The 17,156-nt window shown below is 66.2% G+C and carries 17 protein-coding genes and 1 tRNA gene; 9 read left to right on the top strand and 9 right to left on the bottom strand.

Features of this window, described 5'->3' with window-relative positions; all coding sequences use genetic code 11:
• Positions 1–81: 81 nt before the first annotated feature.
• From RND78_RS22890 to RND78_RS22900, 3 genes are read left to right on the top strand one after another with little or no spacing between them, the layout of a single operon-like run.
• Positions 82–1,365: a peptidoglycan DD-metalloendopeptidase family protein gene (locus tag RND78_RS22890; protein ID WP_312732293.1), complete on the top strand. Its 1,284-nt coding sequence runs from the start codon at positions 82–84 to the stop codon at positions 1,363–1,365.
• Positions 1,366–1,394: 29 nt separating this feature from the next.
• The gene (locus RND78_RS22895) at positions 1,395–2,738 is read left to right on the top strand and encodes a S41 family peptidase (protein WP_312732295.1); all 1,344 of its coding nucleotides are present in this window, start codon (positions 1,395–1,397) and stop codon (positions 2,736–2,738) included.
• Positions 2,735–3,493, top strand: coding sequence for a divergent polysaccharide deacetylase family protein (locus tag RND78_RS22900; RefSeq protein WP_409457102.1), 759 nt, complete (start codon positions 2,735–2,737; stop codon positions 3,491–3,493). Before RND78_RS22895 ends, RND78_RS22900 begins: the two co-directional genes overlap by 4 nt.
• Before the next feature lie 3 nt (positions 3,494–3,496).
• Here RND78_RS22900 and RND78_RS22905 read toward each other — a convergent pair whose 3' ends face one another.
• The 9 genes from RND78_RS22905 to RND78_RS22945 form a co-directional block, all read right to left on the bottom strand.
• On the bottom strand, positions 3,497–4,258 hold the full coding sequence (locus RND78_RS22905; RefSeq protein WP_409457103.1) for a substrate-binding periplasmic protein: 762 nt from the start codon (positions 4,256–4,258) through the stop codon (positions 3,497–3,499).
• Between the two features lie 259 nt (positions 4,259–4,517).
• Positions 4,518–5,279, bottom strand: a complete 762-nt coding sequence (locus tag RND78_RS22910) for an ABC transporter substrate-binding protein (protein WP_312732297.1) — start codon at positions 5,277–5,279, stop codon at positions 4,518–4,520.
• Positions 5,280–5,331: 52 nt separating this feature from the next.
• On the bottom strand, positions 5,332–6,042 hold the full coding sequence (locus tag RND78_RS22915) for an ABC transporter substrate-binding protein (protein WP_312732350.1): 711 nt from the start codon (positions 6,040–6,042) through the stop codon (positions 5,332–5,334).
• 82 nt (positions 6,043–6,124) lie between these two features.
• Complete coding sequence (hisF, locus tag RND78_RS22920; protein ID WP_059228218.1) at positions 6,125–6,907, bottom strand: imidazole glycerol phosphate synthase subunit HisF; 783 nt, start codon at positions 6,905–6,907, stop codon at positions 6,125–6,127.
• 10 nt (positions 6,908–6,917) lie between these two features.
• Entirely contained in the window at positions 6,918–7,655 is a 738-nt protein-coding gene (gene hisA / locus RND78_RS22925; protein WP_058768511.1) for a 1-(5-phosphoribosyl)-5-[(5-phosphoribosylamino)methylideneamino]imidazole-4-carboxamide isomerase, read from the bottom strand.
• A 32-nt stretch (positions 7,656–7,687) separates the two neighbouring features.
• The gene (locus tag RND78_RS22930) at positions 7,688–7,945 is read right to left on the bottom strand and encodes a DUF2164 domain-containing protein (RefSeq protein WP_312732300.1); all 258 of its coding nucleotides are present in this window, start codon (positions 7,943–7,945) and stop codon (positions 7,688–7,690) included.
• Positions 7,945–8,583, bottom strand: a complete 639-nt coding sequence (gene hisH, locus RND78_RS22935) for an imidazole glycerol phosphate synthase subunit HisH (RefSeq protein WP_312732302.1) — start codon at positions 8,581–8,583, stop codon at positions 7,945–7,947. The genes RND78_RS22930 and hisH overlap by 1 nt, the downstream gene beginning before the upstream one ends.
• Positions 8,583–9,176, bottom strand: coding sequence for an imidazoleglycerol-phosphate dehydratase HisB (gene hisB / locus RND78_RS22940; protein ID WP_312732304.1), 594 nt, complete (start codon positions 9,174–9,176; stop codon positions 8,583–8,585). Before hisB ends, hisH begins: the two co-directional genes overlap by 1 nt.
• Positions 9,177–9,302: 126 nt before the next feature.
• Complete coding sequence (locus tag RND78_RS22945; protein ID WP_312732306.1) at positions 9,303–10,967, bottom strand: OFA family MFS transporter; 1,665 nt, start codon at positions 10,965–10,967, stop codon at positions 9,303–9,305.
• Between the two features lie 296 nt (positions 10,968–11,263).
• Here RND78_RS22945 and RND78_RS22950 point away from each other — a divergent pair, with 296 nt between their 5' ends.
• The 6 genes from RND78_RS22950 (at position 11,264) to RND78_RS22975 (ending at position 17,080) form a co-directional block, all read left to right on the top strand.
• Positions 11,264–13,489, top strand: a complete 2,226-nt coding sequence (locus RND78_RS22950; RefSeq protein WP_312732308.1) for an AsmA family protein — start codon at positions 11,264–11,266, stop codon at positions 13,487–13,489.
• A complete protein-coding gene (gene mutY / locus RND78_RS22955) occupies positions 13,486–14,550 on the top strand; it encodes an A/G-specific adenine glycosylase (RefSeq protein ID WP_312732309.1) in 1,065 nt (354 codons plus the stop codon). The genes RND78_RS22950 and mutY overlap by 4 nt, the downstream gene beginning before the upstream one ends.
• A complete protein-coding gene (locus tag RND78_RS22960) occupies positions 14,547–14,819 on the top strand; it encodes an oxidative damage protection protein (protein WP_312732310.1) in 273 nt (90 codons plus the stop codon). The genes mutY and RND78_RS22960 overlap by 4 nt, the downstream gene beginning before the upstream one ends.
• 85 nt (positions 14,820–14,904) lie before the next feature.
• Positions 14,905–14,980, top strand: a tRNA-Phe gene (locus tag RND78_RS22965).
• A 209-nt stretch (positions 14,981–15,189) separates the two neighbouring features.
• Positions 15,190–16,404, top strand: a complete 1,215-nt coding sequence (locus RND78_RS22970; protein ID WP_312732311.1) for a tyrosine-type recombinase/integrase — start codon at positions 15,190–15,192, stop codon at positions 16,402–16,404.
• Positions 16,397–17,080, top strand: a complete 684-nt coding sequence (locus RND78_RS22975) for a hypothetical protein (RefSeq protein WP_312732312.1) — start codon at positions 16,397–16,399, stop codon at positions 17,078–17,080. The genes RND78_RS22970 and RND78_RS22975 overlap by 8 nt, the downstream gene beginning before the upstream one ends.
• Positions 17,081–17,156: the final 76 nt, after the last annotated feature.

Genomic DNA, 17,156 nt, shown 5'->3' on the forward strand with positions numbered 1-17,156 from the left:
CTGAATGGCGCTCCTTGCCGTTTTTTTTGCCGGATGTGACGGGCATACTAGGGGCTTCGCCCTCGCAATGTACGACCTCGCATGCGCCGTGTTCTCGCCTTTCTCCTGTTAGCCAGCTTCCTCGCCCCTGCCCTGGCCGACGATCGCGCCGAAACCCAGCGGCAGATCGAACAGACTCGCCGGGAAATCCAGGAGATGCAGAAGGTGCTCAAGCAGGTGCAGGCCGAGAAGTCCGGCGTGCAGAAGCAGCTGCAGGGCACCGAAACCCAGCTGGGTGAGCTGGAAAAGCAGGTGGATTCGCTGCAGAAGCAGCTGGAGAACGGCGAAAAAAAGCTGCAGGAGCTGGACGGGCGCAAGAAGAAGCTCGACCAGTCCCGCGCTGAACAACAGCAGCTGATCGCCGTGCAGATCCGCGCCGCCTACCAGAGCGGACGCCAGGAATACCTGAAGCTGCTGCTCAACCAGGAGCATCCCGAGAAGGTTAGTCGCACTCTCACTTACTACAACTATCTGAACCGCACCCGGCTGGATCAGCTCGCCAGCTTCAACGACACCTTGCGCGAACTGCGCGAGGTGGAACAGGGTATCCAGCAGGAGCAGGGCGAGCTGGTCGCGCGCCGCGAGGACCTGGAGAAGCGCCAGGCGGAACTGGCCGAGGTGCGCAAGGAACGCCAGGCGGCGCTGGCCAAGATCAACGACGACTACCGCGACAAGAGTCGCGAGATCCAGGCCCGCGAGCAGGATCAGGCGGCGCTGAACAAGGTGCTCAAGACCATCGAGGAAACCCTCGCCCACCAGGCCCGCGAGGCCGAGGCAGCCCACCAGCGTCAGCTGGCCGAAGCGCGGGCGCTAGCCGCCCGCGATGCCGCGCGGCGCCAGGCGGAAAGCGACACGAAAGCCCCGCGCAGCTCGAACGCCCCGGAGCTGGCGGTGTCTAGTGCAGCACCTGCCTTTGGCGGTGCCTTCGCCAACGCCCGTGGCAAGCTGCCCTGGCCGGTCGACGGCCGCCTGGTGGCGCGTTTCGGCAGCGCCCGCGGCGACGATCCCCGGGCGAAGTGGGACGGCGTGCTGATCGCCGCCGGCGCGGGTACCCGCGTCAAGGCGGTGCACGATGGCCGGGTGGTCTTCGCCGACTGGCTAAGGGGCGCCGGCCAACTGGTCATCATCGATCATGGGAATGGCTATCTCAGCCTGTACGGACATAATCAGAGCCTGCTGAAGTCTGCGGGTGACGTGGTCAAGGCTGGAGACGCCATCGCGACCGTCGGTGCCAGCGGCGGTCAGGAAGCTTCCGCCTTGTATTTCGCCATTCGCCAACAGGGTCGCCCGACGGACCCGGTCATCTGGTGTCGTGCTCAGGGATAGCGCGACACACCCCGGTTTAGGAGCTGCACATGCCGCATCGCTTTCGTCCCACCGTCCTGGTCCTCGCCCTGTTGTTCGGTGGCGCCGGAGTCGTCCAGGCGCAATCGCCGCAGAGTACGCCGGCGGCCGTGACCCCGGTCGCCCCGGGCACCGCCAGCGATGCCCCGGCCAGCGCTCCGCTGCCCCTGGACGAGCTGCGTACCTTCGCCGAGGTGTTCGATCGCATCAAGGCCGCCTACGTGGAGCCGGTCTCGGACAAGGTCCTGCTGGAGAATGCCATCAAGGGCATGCTCAGCAACCTGGATCCGCATTCGGCCTACCTCGAACCCAAGGACTTCGCCGAACTGCAGGAAACCACGAGTGGTGAATTCGGTGGACTGGGCCTGGAAGTCGGCCAGGAAAACGGCTTCATCAAGGTGGTCTCGCCCATCGACGACACTCCGGCGGCCAAGGCGCGCCTGCAGCCCGGCGACCTGATCGTCAAGATCGATGGCCAGCCGACCAAGGGCCAGGCCATCAACGAGGCCGTCGACAAGATGCGCGGCAAGCCGGGTAGCCCCATCGTGCTGACCATCGTCCGCGGTGGCGGTCAACCGTTCGACGTCAAGCTGGCGCGGGCGGTGATCAAGGTCAACAGCGTCAAGAGCCAGTTGCTCGAGTCCGGCTACGGCCTGCTGCGCATCTCGCAGTTCCAGGTCAACACCGGCGAGGAGACGGTCAAGGCGCTGAACAAGCTGCGTCAGGAGAACAAGGGCAAGCTCAAGGGCCTGGTTCTCGACCTGAGAAACAACCCGGGCGGCGTCCTGCAGGCGGCGGTCGAGGTGGCCGACGCCTTCATGACCCACGGCCTGATCGTCTATACCAAGGGCCGCCTGCCCAATTCCGAGCTGCGCTTCTCGGCGGATGCCGCCGACCCCAGCGAGAAGGTACCGCTGGTGGTGCTGATCAACGGCGGCAGCGCCTCGGCAGCGGAGATCGTCGCCGGCGCCCTGCAGGACTCCAAGCGCGGCATCCTCATGGGCACCGACAGCTTCGGCAAGGGCTCGGTACAGACGGTGCTGCCGCTCAACAACGACCGCGCCCTCAAGCTCACCACGGCGCTCTACTACACGCCGAGCGGCCGCTCCATCCAGGCCCAGGGCATCACCCCGGACATCGCCGTGGCCCCGGCCAAGGTCACGCCGCAGAGCGGTGGCGACGAGTACTTCCGCGAAGCGGACCTGGCCGGCCACCTGGGCAACGGCAACGGTGGCGCCGACCGGCCTACTGGCAGCAAGGCACCCAACCAGAGCCCGCGGCCGCAGGATGACGACTTCCAGCTGTCCCAGGCGCTGTCGCTGCTCAAGGGACTGAACGTCACCCATACGCCGTGAGGCTGCGCTCCTGGCTGCTGGCCGTGGTCCTCGCGGCCAGCAGCTTCGCCTACGCCGACCCCGCCCGCCTGACCATCGTCATCGACGATCTCGGCCAGAATCTAACGCGGGATCGTCAGGTGCTGGCACTCCCAGCGCCCGTGGTGCTGGCGATCATTCCGGAGACCCAGCACGCCGCGGAACTGGCCGCCGAGGCCCACCGCGCCGGCCGCACGGTGCTGCTGCACCTGCCCATGGATCCGGCCGGCGGTCCCTATGCCTGGCATCCGGAAATGGCGTCGGCCGAGCGCCTGCAGCGCCTGGATCGGGCCTTGGAACGGGTACCCGAGGCGGATGGCGTGAACAATCACGAAGGCAGCCGCATGACCGCCGACCGACCGGCCATGGCCGAGCTGATGCAGGTCCTGCAGGAGCGCCATCTGCTGTTTCTCGACAGCCGCACCAGCGCCGCCACGGTCGCCGCGGCGGAGGCTCAGAAGATTGGCCTGGCCAGCGCCTCGCGCGATGTCTTCCTGGATAACGAAGCGACACCAGCGGCGGTCGCCGCGCAGCTGGCCGAAGGGGTGCGCCTGGCACAGCGCCAGGGCAGCGCCGTGCTGATCGGCCATCCGCATCCGGCGACCCTGGCCGTGCTCGCTCAGCAGTTGCCCGCCCTCAAGGCCCAGGGCGTGGAGATCATCGACCTGCCGCAGATGATCGCCCTGCGCGCCAATCGCGCCATGGCCAGCCATGGTCGCGACGGGCGTTATCGCTAGGGATCAGAGATAGTTCTTGGTGATGCGGTCGACCACGCCTTCCTGGCGCATGGCATCCAGCGCCTGCTGTAGGCGCTTCACCACCTCGTCGGGGGTGTCCTTGTTCAGCGCCAGGTACAGCGTCGCCTCACGCATGCGTAGCACGATCTTGAGATTGCTGACCCCGGCTTGCTTGGCCAGGTAACGACCGACCGGATCGGTGGTGGCCCAGAGGTCCAGCTGCCCCGACTGCAGCTTGGCCACGTTCTCCTGGTCGCGCAGGGCATTGATGGGCATGAGGCCCTGCCCCTCGAGGAAGAGGCTGACAGCATCGTTCTTGTAGGCACCCACCCGGTACTTGCCCAGCGCCTTGACGTCACTGACGGTAATGTTGCTGTTCTGCGGCGCCATCACCACCCAGGAGATGGTCGCCAGGGGGCCCACCCACTTGAACAGCCCCTCGCGTTCAGGCGTGCGGGTGGTGGAGAAGATGCCGTAGTTGGCGTTCTCCAGCGTCAGGTTGTAGATGCGATCCCAGGGAAAGCGCAGCGACAGGTTGTAGTCGATCTTGGCGCGCTTGAACATCTCGCGCACCAGGTCGGTGCTGATGCCATCGATAGCCTCGTCCCGCGCGAAGTTCTTCTCGTCCACCGCCATGTTGAACGGCGGGAAGTTCTCGGTGAAGAGCACTACCCGATAGCCTTCGGGCAGTTCGGCATGGGCCTGGGTCGTACCCAGCGTGCAGCCGAGCAGTACAGCGGCCATACGCAACCAGAACGTTCGCATCGCTACTCCCTAATCGCCTCGAAGGTCGATTCTTCGCCGCGAGCCGGCCGGCCTCGGGACCTCTCCCCTCGCCCCGATGCTGCCGCCACGGTCGTTGCCTATCCCGCTCGATCCAGCGACCGAGCCCTCTGCGAGACCCTCGTCGGCCCTGCACAGGCCAGGGAGCAAGCCATGTGCCATCATTAGCACGGCCATACCCACCCAGACCGGCGCTGGACGACTTGCTGCCACCTTGGCGCGACCGATGGTCGCCGGTGGCTCAGAGGTAGTTGTTGGTGACGCTGTCGACCACCCCTTCCTTGCGCATGGCGTCGAGGGCCTGCTGCAGGCGGGTCACCACCTCGTCGGGAGTGTCCTTGTTCAGCGCCAGGTAGAGGTCGGATTCCTGGAAGCTCAGCAGCGTCTGCAGATTGCTCACGCCCTGCTGCTTGGCCAGGTAGCGCCCGACCACGTCGGTGGTGGCCCAGATGTCGATCTCGCCCTTCTGCAGCTTGGCGATGTTCTCCTGATCACGCAGGGCGTCGATGGGGACGATGCCCTTCTCCTGGATCATCAGGCTCACCGCGGAGTTCTTGTAGGCGCCCACGCGCAGCTTGGCCGCAGCGGCCATATCAGGCACCTTGACGGTGCTGCCCGGCAGCGCCATGAATACCTTGCGCGTCTTGCCCAGGGGACCGACCCACTTGAACAGCGGTATCCGCGCCTCGGTACGCGAGACGGAGAAGAGCGCATAGTTGGGGCTGTCCAGGGTCAGGTTGTAGATACGATCCCAGGGAAAGCGCAGCGAGAGGTTGTAGTCGATCTTGGCGCGCTTGAACATCTCGCGCACCAGGTCGGTGCTGATCCCGTCGATGGCCTCGTCCCGCGCGAAATTCTTGTCGTCCACCGCCATGTTGAACGGTGGGAAGTTCTCGGTGAGCAGAACGACGCGATATCCCGGCGGCAATTCCGCCCGGGCCGTACCCAGTGCCAGGGTGCAACTCAGCAGAGCACCCGCGATACTCAACCACGACTTGTGCATTTCCCTCTCCTTAAGCGACCGCTCGATCCCAGGCCGGCCCGACCGGGCGACCTTACAGATAACGATTGAAGATGTTCTGGACTTCGCCCGTCTGGCGCATTTCGTCGAGCGCCTTCTGCAGTTTCTGCACCACTTCGTCGGGGGTCTGCTTGTTCAGGGCGAGGAACAGCTCGCCACTGTTGAAGCGCAGCAGGGTCTTGAGTCCGCTGACGTCTTCCTGGCGGGCCAGGTAGCGACCCGCGGGATCGCCGGTGGCCCAGACGTCGATCTGTCCCTTGAGCAGGCGCTGCACGTTTTCCTGGTCGCGCAGCGCCAGTTCCGGCGTGAAGCCTTGCTGCACAAGGCTGTCGGCGATGGCATCGCCCTTGTAGGCGCCGATCTTGAGTTGCTGCTTGCGGGCATCGTCCAGGCTGCGCACCTGCAGATGGCTGTCGGGACGGCCGAGCAGCACCCAGTCGTCCGGCCCGATGGGGCCGACCCACTTGAACAGGGCCTCGCGCTCGGGCAGGCGGGCGGTGACGAAGACGCCGTGGTCGGCCTGGTTGAGCGCCGTACCGTAGATGCGCTCCCAGGGGAATCTCAGGGTCAGGCTATAGGGGATGCCGGCGCGCCTGCACATCTCGCGGACCATGTCGACGGCGATACCCTTGAGATCGTCCTCGCGGGCGAAGTTCTTGCCATCCACCGCGAAGTTGTAGGGCGGGAAGTTCTCGGTCAGTAACGTCAGCTGGTAGCCGGCGGGAAGCTCCGCCCTGGCCGCCATCGTCGTCAACAGCAGCAGCCCTGCCACGCCGGCCCAGAATCCCTTGCGCACGCCCCCAACTCCCCGCCGGCACCGCCGGTAATCAAGATTTTGCGGAGCGTATCACAATCCCTTTTTCGGCCAGGTACCGTTTAGCCTCGGGAATGGTGCATTCGCCGAAATGGAAGATGCTGGCAGCGAGCACGGCCGAGGCCTTGCCTTCGAGGATGCCGTCGGCCAGGTGCTGCAGGTTGCCGACGCCGCCGGAGGCGATCACCGGGATGCCCACCGCCTCGCTCACGGCGCGGGTCACACCCAGGTCGAAGCCGTTCTTCATGCCGTCCTGGTCCATGCTGGTGAGCAGGATCTCGCCAGCGCCCAGGCCTTCCATCTTCTGCGCCCAGGCCACGGCGTCGAGGCCGGTGGGCTTGCGTCCGCCATGGGTGAAGATCTCCCAGCGCGGGGTTTCGCCAGGGCCGCTGACGCGCTTGGCGTCGATGGCCACCACGATGCACTGGGAGCCGAAACGTGCGGCGGCTTCACCGACGAATTCCGGGGTGAAGACCGCCGCGGTGTTGATCGAGACCTTGTCGGCGCCAGCGTTGAGCAGGTTGCGGATGTCCTGCACGGTGCGCACGCCACCGCCCACGGTCAGCGGGATGAATACCTGGCTGGCCATGCGCTCCACGGTGTGCAGGGTGGTGTCGCGGCCCTGGTGGCTGGCGGTGATGTCGAGGAAGGTGATCTCGTCGGCGCCCTGCTCGTTGTAGCGGCGGGCGATCTCCACCGGATCGCCGGCATCGCGGATGTTCTCGAACTTGACGCCCTTGACCACGCGGCCGTTGTCCACGTCGAGGCAGGGGATGATGCGTTTCGCCAGCGCCATGACTGTGTCCTCAGACCTTGAAGTTGTCGCACAGCGCCTGGGCCTCGGCGACGTCGAGGGTGCCCTCGTAGATCGCGCGGCCGGTGATGGCACCGATGATGCCCGGGCTGCGGGCGTCGAGCAGGTTCTGGATGTCGCCCAGGTTGTGGATGCCGCCGGAGGCGATCACCGGGATGCTGGTGGCCTCGGCCAGGGCGCGGGTGGCCGGGACGTTGCAACCCTGCATCATGCCGTCGCGGGCGATGTCGGTGTAGACGATGGCGCTGACGCCATCGGCCTCGAAGCGCCGGGCCAGGTCGGTGACCTGCAGCTCGCTGACCTCGGCCCAGCCGTCGGTGGCGACGAAGCCGTCCTTGGCGTCCAGGCCGACGATGACCTTGCCTGGGAAGGCGCGGCAGGCTTCGCCGACGAATTCCGGCTGCTTGACCGCCTTGGTACCGATGATCACGTAGCTGACGCCAGCGCGGACATAGTGCTCGATGGTCTCCAGCGAGCGGATGCCGCCGCCGATCTGGATCGGCAGGCCGGGATAGCGCTTGGCGATGGCGGTGACCACCTCGCCATTGACCGGCTGGCCTTCGAAGGCGCCGTTGAGATCCACCAGGTGCAGCCGGCGGCAGCCGCCGTCGACCCACTGGGCGGCCATGGCCACGGGATCGTCGGAGAATACGGTGGAATCTTCCATGCGCCCCTGGCGCAGGCGGACGCAGGCGCCGTCCTTGAGGTCGATGGCGGGGATGATCAGCATGGCAATACCTTGGCTCTCGGGGTGAGGGCGATCTAGGGCTTTTCCAGCGCCCAGATGTCGCTTTCCAGGCTGTCGACGCGCTCCCTGAGCAGGGCCTGCACGTCGGCAACCGCCTTGTTGTAGTACAGCGGCCCGCACTCGCGGGCGAAGAAATCCAGCAATTCCTCGACCTCGAACCGGCCGAGGCGAACCTCGAAATTATCGTCCAGCAGACGTTGCAAGGCCGTGACCAGCCGCTGGGTCTGCTCGGGTTCGAGCGTCACCAGCGGCGCGGGCGGCTTGCGCGCCATTACCAGCGGCCGTCCCAGGCGAGGAAGTTGGCATAGAGCTGCAGACCGCAGTCGGCACTCTTCTCGGGGTGGAACTGGGTGGCGAAGCGCGAACCGTCGGCCAGCGCCGCGGCGAAGTCCAGGCCATAGCGACCGCGACCGACCACCTGGCGCGGATTGCCAGCCTCGACGTAGAAGCTGTGCACGAAATAGAAGCGGGCGCGATCGGGAATGGCGTGCCAGAGCGGATGGTCGAGCACGTGGCCGACCTCGTTCCAGCCCATGTGCGGCACCTTGAGGGTCTCACCCTCCTCCTGCATGCCACCCGGAAAGCGCCGCACGGCGCCGGGGAACAGGCCGATGCAGTCCACGCCGCCGTTCTCCTCGCTGCGCTGCATCAGCGCCTGCATGCCGACGCAGACGCCGAGGAAGGGGCGATCCTGGCTGACTTCGCGGACCAGCTCATCGATACCCTGGCGCCGGATCTCGGCCATGCAGTCGCGGATGGCGCCGACGCCGGGCAGGACGATGCGATCCGCCTCGCGGATCACCGCGGGATCGCCGGTCACCAGCACCTGGTGGCTACCGGCGTGCTCCAGGGCCTTGGCCACGGAGTGCAGGTTGCCCATGCCGTAGTCGATGACGGCTACCGTCTGCATCACAGGCACCCCTTGGTGGAAGGCATGACGCCGGCCATGCGCGGGTCCTCGGCGAGGGCCATGCGCAGGGCGCGGCCGAAGGCCTTGAACACCGTCTCGATCTGGTGGTGGCTGTTGACCCCACGCAGGTTGTCGACGTGCAGGGTCACCTGGGCGTGATTGGTGAAGCCCTGGAAGAATTCGAGGAACAGGTCGACGTCCATGCGGCCCACTGTGGCGCGGGTGAAGGGCACGTTCCAGTGCAGCCCGGGCCGGCCGGAGAAGTCGATGACCACCCGCGACAGGGCTTCGTCCAGGGGCACGTAGGCATGGCCGTAGCGCTGGATGCCCTTCTTGTCGCCAACGGCCTTGACGAAGGCCTGGCCGAGGGTGATGCCGATGTCTTCCACCGTATGGTGGTCGTCGATGTGCAGGTCGCCGCGGCAGTGGATGTCGAGGTCGATCAGCCCGTGGCGGGCGATCTGGTCGAGCATGTGCTCGAGGAAGGGAACCCCGGTATCGAAGCGCGCCGCGCCGGTGCCATCCAGGTCCAGGGATACCTTGACCTGGGTTTCCAGGGTATTGCGCTCGACGGTTGCCTTGCGTTCGGCCATAGCCTGCTCCGCGAAAATCGGTGGGCGAAAGGGCCGATATTATAGGCGCGCGGGGGCGGGATCGAAAGCGCGGCGGGACGGAGCGCCCCACCGGGAGGGGCGCCCTCGTCGGGCGCCCGTTGCCACTTAGCTGAACAGGGCAGCGGTTTTCTGCAGGGTGATCCAGATACCCCAGGCCAGCGGGATGCCCACGGCCAGCCAGGCGGCGATGGCCAGCGGCTTGGTCTTGGGATCGGCGCTCCACTCCAGCACCTGGACGCTGCCGGCGCTGCTGTCATGGCTCTTGGCGCGCTCGACGGCGAGCTCGGCCTCGGTCATGAAGTGCTTGTCGGCCACCGGGCACACCAGCAGGTTGCAGATGAAGCCCAGCACCAGCAGGCCGGCCAGGATGTACAGGGTGATGTCGTACACCTGGGCGCGGGGGATGCCCATGCTCAGCTGGTACTCGCGCAGGTAGTTGACCAGCACCGGACCGAAGACGCCGGCCGCGGCCCAGGCGGTGAGCAGGCGACCGTGGATGGCGCCGACCATCTGGGTGCCGAACAGGTCGGCGAGGTAGGCCGGCACGGTGGCGAAGCCGCCGCCGTACATGGACAGGATCAGGCAGAAGGCGAAGACGAACAGCGCCACGCTGCCCAGGTGACCGGTCCAGGGCACGATGGCATAGAGCACGAAGCCCAGGGTGAAGAAGACGAAGTAGGTCATCTTGCGGCCGATGTAATCGGAGAAGGATGCCCAGAAGAAGCGACCGCCGATGTTGAACAGGCTCAGCAGACCGGTGAAGCCGGCGGCGATGGCGGCGATCTGCTTGAGCTGGTCGGCGCTGAGTTCACCGTAGGTCAGGCCGTTGCCCAGCAGGCGACCACCGAAGACTTCCTGCAGCAGCGGCGAGGCCATGCCGAGGATGCCGATGCCGGCGGTCACGTTCAGGCACAGCACGGCCCAGACCAACCAGAACTGCGGGATACCCCAGATCTTGCTCACGTGGACGTGGCGGTTGGTGATCATGGCGTTCTGCGCCTTCTTGGTCGAAGGCGTCCAGCCGGCGGGTTTCCAGCCGGTCGGCGGTACGCGGTAGCCCAGGGCACCGCTCATCATGAAGACGAAGTAGATCACCGCCATGACCAGGAAGGCCTGCCAGACACCGACTTCGGTGGCGGAGGCGAAGTGGCGCATCAGCAGGTCGGCCAGGGGGGCACCCACCATGGCGCCGCCACCGAAGCCCATGATGGCCATGCCGGTGGCCATGCCGCGCTTGTCCGGGAACCACTTGATCAGGGTCGACACCGGCGAGATGTAGCCCAGGCCCAGGCCGATACCGCCGATGACGCCGGAGCCCAGCCACAGCATCCAGATCTGATGGGTGTAGATGCCCAGGGCGGAGATCAGCAGACCGCCGCACCAGCACAGCGCCGAGACGACGCCGGCCTTGCGTGGACCGGCGTGCTCCAGCCAGCCACCGAACAGGGCGGCCGAGCAGCCGAGGAAGATGAAGAACAGGGTGTAGATCCAGCCGAGCTGGGAGATCTTCCAGTCACAGGTGGCGCTGAAAATCTGCTCGAAGAAGCCCATTTCCACTGGGCAGGCCACGGCGGCAGTGATGCCGATGGCCTTGGACAGCGGGAGCCAGAACACCGAGAAGCCGTAGGCCATGCCGATGCACAGGTGGATGGCCAGCGCCGCCGGCGGTACCAGCCAGCGGTTGAAGCCGGGACGCGCGATGATGCGCTCCTTGGAGAGAAAAGCCGGGCGTGCCGAAGCGGCGCCCCCAGCGGTCAATCTAGTGCTCATGGTTCAGCCCTTTTCTAGTGTGTAGCGGCCAGGCCGGTGGACATTCCCTGCACGCTTCCCCATAAACGAGTCAAAGAAACGGCGTCAACCGACCGAAGGTGCGCGACATTAAAGCGCACCCTCGGCCAACTGCCAGCCTTTCTCATTTGCCAGGCTACGGGCGGTGCAAGACGCCCGACGAAACGGGCGATCACCATCGCTGTCACAGGCCCGACACCTCGATGTCATTCGGGCAGGCTCCTACCCTTATACTGGCCAGTCGCGCCATCGCCCGTCGGAACAGGAATTTCCTCGCCATGAAAGCTTTCGCCAAAGTGCTGGGTATCGTTCTCGTCGGCCTGCTGCTCCTGCTGGTCGCCGTAGGCTTCGCCCTCACCCACCTGGTCGATCCCAATGACTACAAGGACGAGATTCGCCAGCTGGCGCGCGACAAGGCCAACGTTGACCTGCAGCTCAAGGGCGACATCGGCTGGAGCTTGTTCCCCTGGCTGGGTGTCGAACTGCACGATGCCACCCTGGCCAGCGCCGCCACCCCGGACCGCCAGCTCGCCCAGGTGCAACGGCTGATCCTGTCGGTGCGCCTGCTGCCGCTGCTGCTGCGCCGCGACCTGGAGATGAGCGACATCAAGATCGATGGCCTGGACCTCACCGCCAGCCGCGATGACCAAGGCCGTAGCAACTGGGCCGAGATCGGCCGCCCCGCCCCTCGGCCTGGCCAGAACGAGACGCCAGCCAACGCCCCGGCCGACGGCCAAGCGCCCGCCTCCCCGACGACCGCTCGCCAGCCGCTCAAGCTCAATGTCGAGAGTCTCACCGTGCGCAACTCGCGCATCGAGTACAGCGATGCCCAGAGCGGTGCCCACTACGCCTTCGAAGGCATCGACCTGGAAACCGGCGCCATCTACGCCGGCACGCCCATCCCGCTCAAGCTGGCCGGTACTGCCAGTACCACCCAGCCGCCGGTGAACGCCACCGTGCAGCTCAGCGGCGAATTCCGCTTCGATCCGGCCAGCCAGCAGTACGCCCTGGATAATCTCCAGTTGACCGGCGATGCCACGGGCGAGCCCTTCAACGGCAAGCTGGTCAACTATTCCGCCAGCGGCCAGCTGGCCGTCGACCGCCGCGCCCAGACCGCCGAATGGACCAGCCTCAAGCTCACCGCCAACGAACTCAAGGCCCTGGGCGACCTCAAGCTGAGCGGTCTCGAGACCGATCCCCAATTGACCGGCGGCCTCTCCATCGCCCGCCTGGACCTGCGCGCCTTCCTCACCGGCATCGGCGTCGAGCTGCCGGCCATGGCCGACGACAAGACCTTGCAACGCTTCGAAATGAACGCCCAGGTGCAGGCCAGTCGCAATGCCTTGGCGCTGAACGACTTCAACTTCAGCCTGGACGACAGCATCCTCAAGGGCCGCGTCGCCCTGGACGACATCGCCCGCCGCGCCCTGCGCGTCCAGCTCAGTGGCGACAGCCTGGATCTGGATCGCTACCTGCCGGCCAAGGCCGCCGCCGCGCGCCAGGCCAACCAGGCACGGGAAGAGGAAGTCGCCCAGGTCGATGCCACCGCCACCCAGGGTAACTCGCCGCTGCCGGAAGCTCCCACCCAGCATGCCTGGAGCCAGGAGACGCTGCTGCCGGTGGAGCGCCTGCGCAGCCTGGATGCCGACGTCGACCTGAGCCTGCAGCGCCTGACCCTCAACCGCCTGCCCTTCGAGAACGCCAGCCTCAAGGCCAAGGCCGCCGCTGGCCAGTTGCAGCTCAGCGCTTTGGAAGGCGAACTCTTCGGTGGCCACTTCCAGGCCAACGGCGCCCTCGACGTGCGCGGCGCGCAACCGCAACTCACCGTCCAGGAGCGCATCAAGGCTGTGCCGGTGGAGCGCATCCTCCAGGCCCAGGGGCAGAAGCCGCCGGTGGAAGGCCTGCTCGACCTGGACGCCGACCTGCGCAGCAGCGGCGCCAGCCAGCGTGCCCTGATCGACAACCTGGGTGGCACGGCCCGCTTCGCCCTGCGCAACGGCCAACTGATCGACGCCAACGTCGAAAGCCAGCTCTGCCAGGGCATCGCCCTGCTCAACCGCAAGCCGCTGGAGCTACCCCACGGCGGCCAGAACACCCCCTTCCGCCAGTTGAGTGGCAGCCTCACCATCGTCAATGGCGTGGCACGCAACCAGGACCTGAGCGTCAGCGTGCCGGGCCTGGCGGCGAAGGGCACGGGCGACATCGACCTGCGTACCCTCGGCCTCGACTATCGCCTGGGCATCACCATACAGGGCGACACCAACGCCGCCGCCGACCCTGGCTGCCAGGTCGGCGAGCGCTATGCCGACATCGAATGGCCGCTGCACTGCCGTGGCCCCATGGAACTGGGCGCCAAGGCCTGCCGCCTGGACCGCGAGGCCATGGGCCAGATCATCGCCCGCGCCGCCGGCAATCGTCTGAACGAAAAAATCGAGGAGAAGCTCGGTGATAAAATCAGCCCCGACATCCAGAACGCCATTCGAGGGCTGCTGCAACGCCGATGACTGACGACGCCTTTGGTACCGCCGTACTGGCTTGGTACGACCTGCACGGGCGCAAGGACCTGCCCTGGCAGCAGGCCGTGAACCCCTATCGCGTCTGGGTCTCGGAGATCATGCTCCAGCAGACCCAGGTCGCCACCGTGCTGGGCTACTTCGACCGCTTCATGCAGGCGCTGCCCACTGTCCAGGCCCTGGCCGCCGCCCCCGAGGACGAGGTGCTGCATCTCTGGACCGGCCTCGGCTACTACAGCCGCGCGCGCAACCTGCACAAGGCCGCCAAGACCGTGGTCGAGCACCATGGCGGCGAATTCCCGCGCAGCGTCGAGGCCCTGGCCGAGCTGCCCGGCATCGGTCGCTCCACTGCCGGCGCCATCGCCAGCCTGAGCCTGGGTATCCGGGCGCCCATCCTCGACGGCAACGTCAAGCGCGTCCTGGCCCGCTACACCGCCACCCCCGGCTACCCGGGCGAACCCGCCGTGGCCCGGCGCCTGTGGGACGTGGCCGAGCGATTAATGCCTCACGAGCGGGTGGGCCACTACACCCAGGCGATGATGGACCTGGGCGCCACCCTCTGCACCCGCAGCAAACCCAGCTGTCTGCTGTGCCCGGTCAAGCCCGGCTGTCGCGCTCACCTGCTGGGCCGGGAGACCGACTTCCCCGCGTCCAAGCCACGCAAGACGCTGCCGCAGCGGCATACGCTGATGCCGCTGTTCGTCAACGACGACAACGCCGTGCTGCTGCAGCGCCGGCCTTCCACCGGCCTTTGGGGCGGCCTCTGGGGGCCACCGGAAGTGGCCGACGAAGCCGAACTCCTTGCCCTCGCCCAACGCCAGGGCCTGACCGTCGACGAACGCCAGGCGCTGCCCGGCCTGGTGCATACCTTCAGCCACTTCCAGCTGGCCATCGAACCCTGGCTGGTGCAGGTGGACCATCGCCGCCACGCCGTGGCCGAGGGTGACTGGCTTTGGTATAACCTCGCCTCCCCGCCGCGCCTGGGCCTCGCTGCCCCGGTGCAGAAATTGCTCAAGCGCGCCGAGCAGGCGCTCAAAGGAGAATCCGCATGACCCGCACCGTGATGTGCCGCAAGCACAAGCAGGAGCTGCCCGCCCTCGACCGTCCGCCCTACCCCGGCGCCAAGGGCGAAGACATCTACCAGCACGTCTCCAAGCAGGCTTGGGAGGAATGGCAGAAGCACCAGACCATGCTGATCAACGAACGTCGGCTGAACATGATGAACGCCGAGGATCGCAAGTTCCTCCAGGCCGAGATGGACAAGTTCCTCTCCGGTGAAGACTACGCCCAGGCCGAGGGCTACGTGCCGCCAAGCACCTGACAAACAGCTAAGCGCCCGAAAAATCTAAATTTTTTTGGGCTCGCTGTTGACACAAGGTCGAGAAACGCTTTTAATGCGCCCCGTTGCCCAGGTAGCTCAGTTGGTAGAGCAGGGGATTGAAAATCCCCGTGTCGGCGGTTCGATTCCGTCCCTGGGCACCAAGTACCCTTCCCTAGCAGTCCCTAGCGACTCGGGAAACCCAGAGAAACCGCCCACTGTGGCGGTTTTTTTGTGCCTAGCGTTCCCTACCAATCCCTTTCCAGCCCCGGAAAATGTGAGTAGATTGGTGAGTAGCTGATAGTTCGGCCCCAAAATCTACTCACACAGAAGCCGCCATCCCGCACCCAGAGCGGCGCCCAGGGAACACCCCGTGGCACTCACAGATACCGCAGTCCGCACGGCCAAGCCGCGCGACAAGCTCTACCGCATCGCCGACGCCCTGGGCCTGTGCCTGGAGGTTACCTCCGCCGGAGGAAAGCTCTGGCGCTTCCGGTACCGCTTCGCCGGCAAGGCCAAGATGATGAGCCTGGGCAGCTACCCCGCCGTCAGCCTGGCCAAGGCCCGCGCCGCCCGCGACGAGGCCCGCCGGCAGCTCGCCGAAGGCCAAGACCCCGCCCATGTGAAGCGAGCCGAGAAGCTGGCGCGAGCCGCCGAGGTCCACACGTTCGAGCAACTGGCCGAGGAGTGGTTTGCCTACTGCTCGCCCCGGTGGGCCGACAGCACCCGCTACAAGGCCAGGCTCTACCTGTACAACGACATCCTGCCCGAGCTGGGCCGGCGGCCGGTGGCCGAGATCACCCGCCCCGACCTGGTGGCGCTGGTACGCCGGGTGGAGAAGCGCGGCACCTTGAACGCGGCCGGCAAGATCCGCCAGTGGCTGAGCCAGATCTTCCGCTACGGCCTGGCCAACGGCAGCGCCACCACCAACCCGGCGACAGATCTCGACGTGGTGGCCGCACACGCGCCGCGCGCCCGCAACCATCCCCATGTGCCTCTAGACGAGCTGCCGGCCCTCCTGCGCGCCCTGGAGGCCTCTCGCAGCGATCTACACACCCGCCACGCGATCCGCCTCCTGCTGCTCACGGCGGCCCGCCCTGGCGAGCTACGGCAAGCGCCCTGGGCGGAGTTCGACCTGGACGCGGCGACGTGGACAGTGCCGGCCGAGCGGATGAAGGCCCGGCGCCCGCATATCGTCCCCCTGCCCCGCCAGGCTGTGGCGCTGCTGCGCGAGCTGCATGAGCTGACCGGGGCTTATCCCCTGGTCTTCGCTGGAAAGGCCCGCCCGGAGCGCCCCATGAGCGAGAACACGATCAACAAGGCCCTCCGGCTGATCGGCTACGGCGACCGCCAGACCGGCCACGGCTTCCGGCACCTGATCAGCACCGAGCTGAACGGACGGGCCTACAACCGCGACTGGATCGAGCGGCAGCTGGCCCACGGCGACGCCGACGAGATCCGGGGCACCTACAACCATGCCCACTACCTGGAGCAGCGCCGCGGGATGATGCAGGCCTGGGCCGATGAGCTGGACGCCCTGTGCGCGGGCGCTGACGTGGTGCCATTCAGGAGGGCGGCAGATGCGTGAATGGGATGATCTGAGCCCCGAAGAGCAGGAGGAAGTTCGCCGGCTCGTCGATCAGGCTGAAGAAAGAAACGCGCGCGACCCGGCCGAAATTGCAGCAGAGCGCAATCTTCCAGCTAACCGCCGCTTCCTGCCGCTTTATCAACAGCTCATCGGCCCCCTAACGCACTGCTTTGCCCATGATGGTGAGTACGCATCGTTTGATGAGCTGCGCGATACGGCGGCGTTACTTTTTGAGCAAGACCTGCGCCCAAGCCGATCACTGCAATCGGCCTTCGATATCTTCGAGGATGTGGCGGGCGGCGATGATGCACGATCGCATGATCTGCGCTACGCCGTGACTTGCCTGCTACTTGCCGCCCTGAGCAATACCGCTGACGACGTAGCCCGCACTGCAGAAAGAGAGCGCGCCTCGCTCAAGGGGCTGTCCGCCCGAAACCATGCGATCGCCCTCGCATCGGACCGTGCTCGTGCGATTGCCGCCGAGCTTTGGGAGCAGGACCTGGAACAAGCGATCCGGATCGGTGACATGGCTCAGCGAGTTTGGGCAGCGATGATCGATGAGGGGTTGAGCGACCAGATGCCAGAGCAGGCGGATCGCTTGAAGGTCTGGATCAAGCCAGTAGCGCCGGCCTACGCGACGAAGGGAGGCCGCACAAAGAAACCCCCACGGACGTAACGTATATGGGGTTTTCCGTCACGGATATGGGGTTATCCGTGACGTCCGACCAGTTTTCTGTTTATCCATACAGCAT

The organism is Pseudomonas oryzihabitans (assembly GCF_032027545.1).
Lineage (GTDB): Bacteria > Pseudomonadota > Gammaproteobacteria > Pseudomonadales > Pseudomonadaceae > Chryseomonas > Chryseomonas oryzihabitans_F.

What these genes read in the sequence shown, in the direction of transcription:
- RND78_RS22910 (WP_312732297.1), bottom strand. Translation starts at nt 5,279, where the DNA reads ATGCACAAGTCGTGGTTGAGTATCGCGGGTGCTCTGCTGAGTTGCACC.
- RND78_RS22905 (WP_409457103.1), bottom strand. Translation starts at nt 4,258, where the DNA reads ATGCGAACGTTCTGGTTGCGTATGGCCGCTGTACTGCTCGGCTGCACG.
- RND78_RS22975 (WP_312732312.1), top strand. Translation starts at nt 16,397, where the DNA reads ATGCGTGAATGGGATGATCTGAGCCCCGAAGAGCAGGAGGAAGTTCGC.
- hisF (WP_059228218.1), bottom strand. Translation starts at nt 6,907, where the DNA reads ATGGCGCTGGCGAAACGCATCATCCCCTGCCTCGACGTGGACAACGGC.
- RND78_RS22915 (WP_312732350.1), bottom strand. Translation starts at nt 6,042, where the DNA reads ATGGCGGCCAGGGCGGAGCTTCCCGCCGGCTACCAGCTGACGTTACTG.
- RND78_RS22895 (WP_312732295.1), top strand. Translation starts at nt 1,395, where the DNA reads ATGCCGCATCGCTTTCGTCCCACCGTCCTGGTCCTCGCCCTGTTGTTC.
- RND78_RS22950 (WP_312732308.1), top strand. Translation starts at nt 11,264, where the DNA reads ATGAAAGCTTTCGCCAAAGTGCTGGGTATCGTTCTCGTCGGCCTGCTG.
- RND78_RS22890 (WP_312732293.1), top strand. Translation starts at nt 82, where the DNA reads ATGCGCCGTGTTCTCGCCTTTCTCCTGTTAGCCAGCTTCCTCGCCCCT.
- RND78_RS22945 (WP_312732306.1), bottom strand. Translation starts at nt 10,967, where the DNA reads ATGAGCACTAGATTGACCGCTGGGGGCGCCGCTTCGGCACGCCCGGCT.
- hisH (WP_312732302.1), bottom strand. Translation starts at nt 8,583, where the DNA reads ATGCAGACGGTAGCCGTCATCGACTACGGCATGGGCAACCTGCACTCC.
- hisA (WP_058768511.1), bottom strand. Translation starts at nt 7,655, where the DNA reads ATGCTGATCATCCCCGCCATCGACCTCAAGGACGGCGCCTGCGTCCGC.
- hisB (WP_312732304.1), bottom strand. Translation starts at nt 9,176, where the DNA reads ATGGCCGAACGCAAGGCAACCGTCGAGCGCAATACCCTGGAAACCCAG.
- RND78_RS22930 (WP_312732300.1), bottom strand. Translation starts at nt 7,945, where the DNA reads ATGGCGCGCAAGCCGCCCGCGCCGCTGGTGACGCTCGAACCCGAGCAG.
- RND78_RS22960 (WP_312732310.1), top strand. Translation starts at nt 14,547, where the DNA reads ATGACCCGCACCGTGATGTGCCGCAAGCACAAGCAGGAGCTGCCCGCC.
- mutY (WP_312732309.1), top strand. Translation starts at nt 13,486, where the DNA reads ATGACTGACGACGCCTTTGGTACCGCCGTACTGGCTTGGTACGACCTG.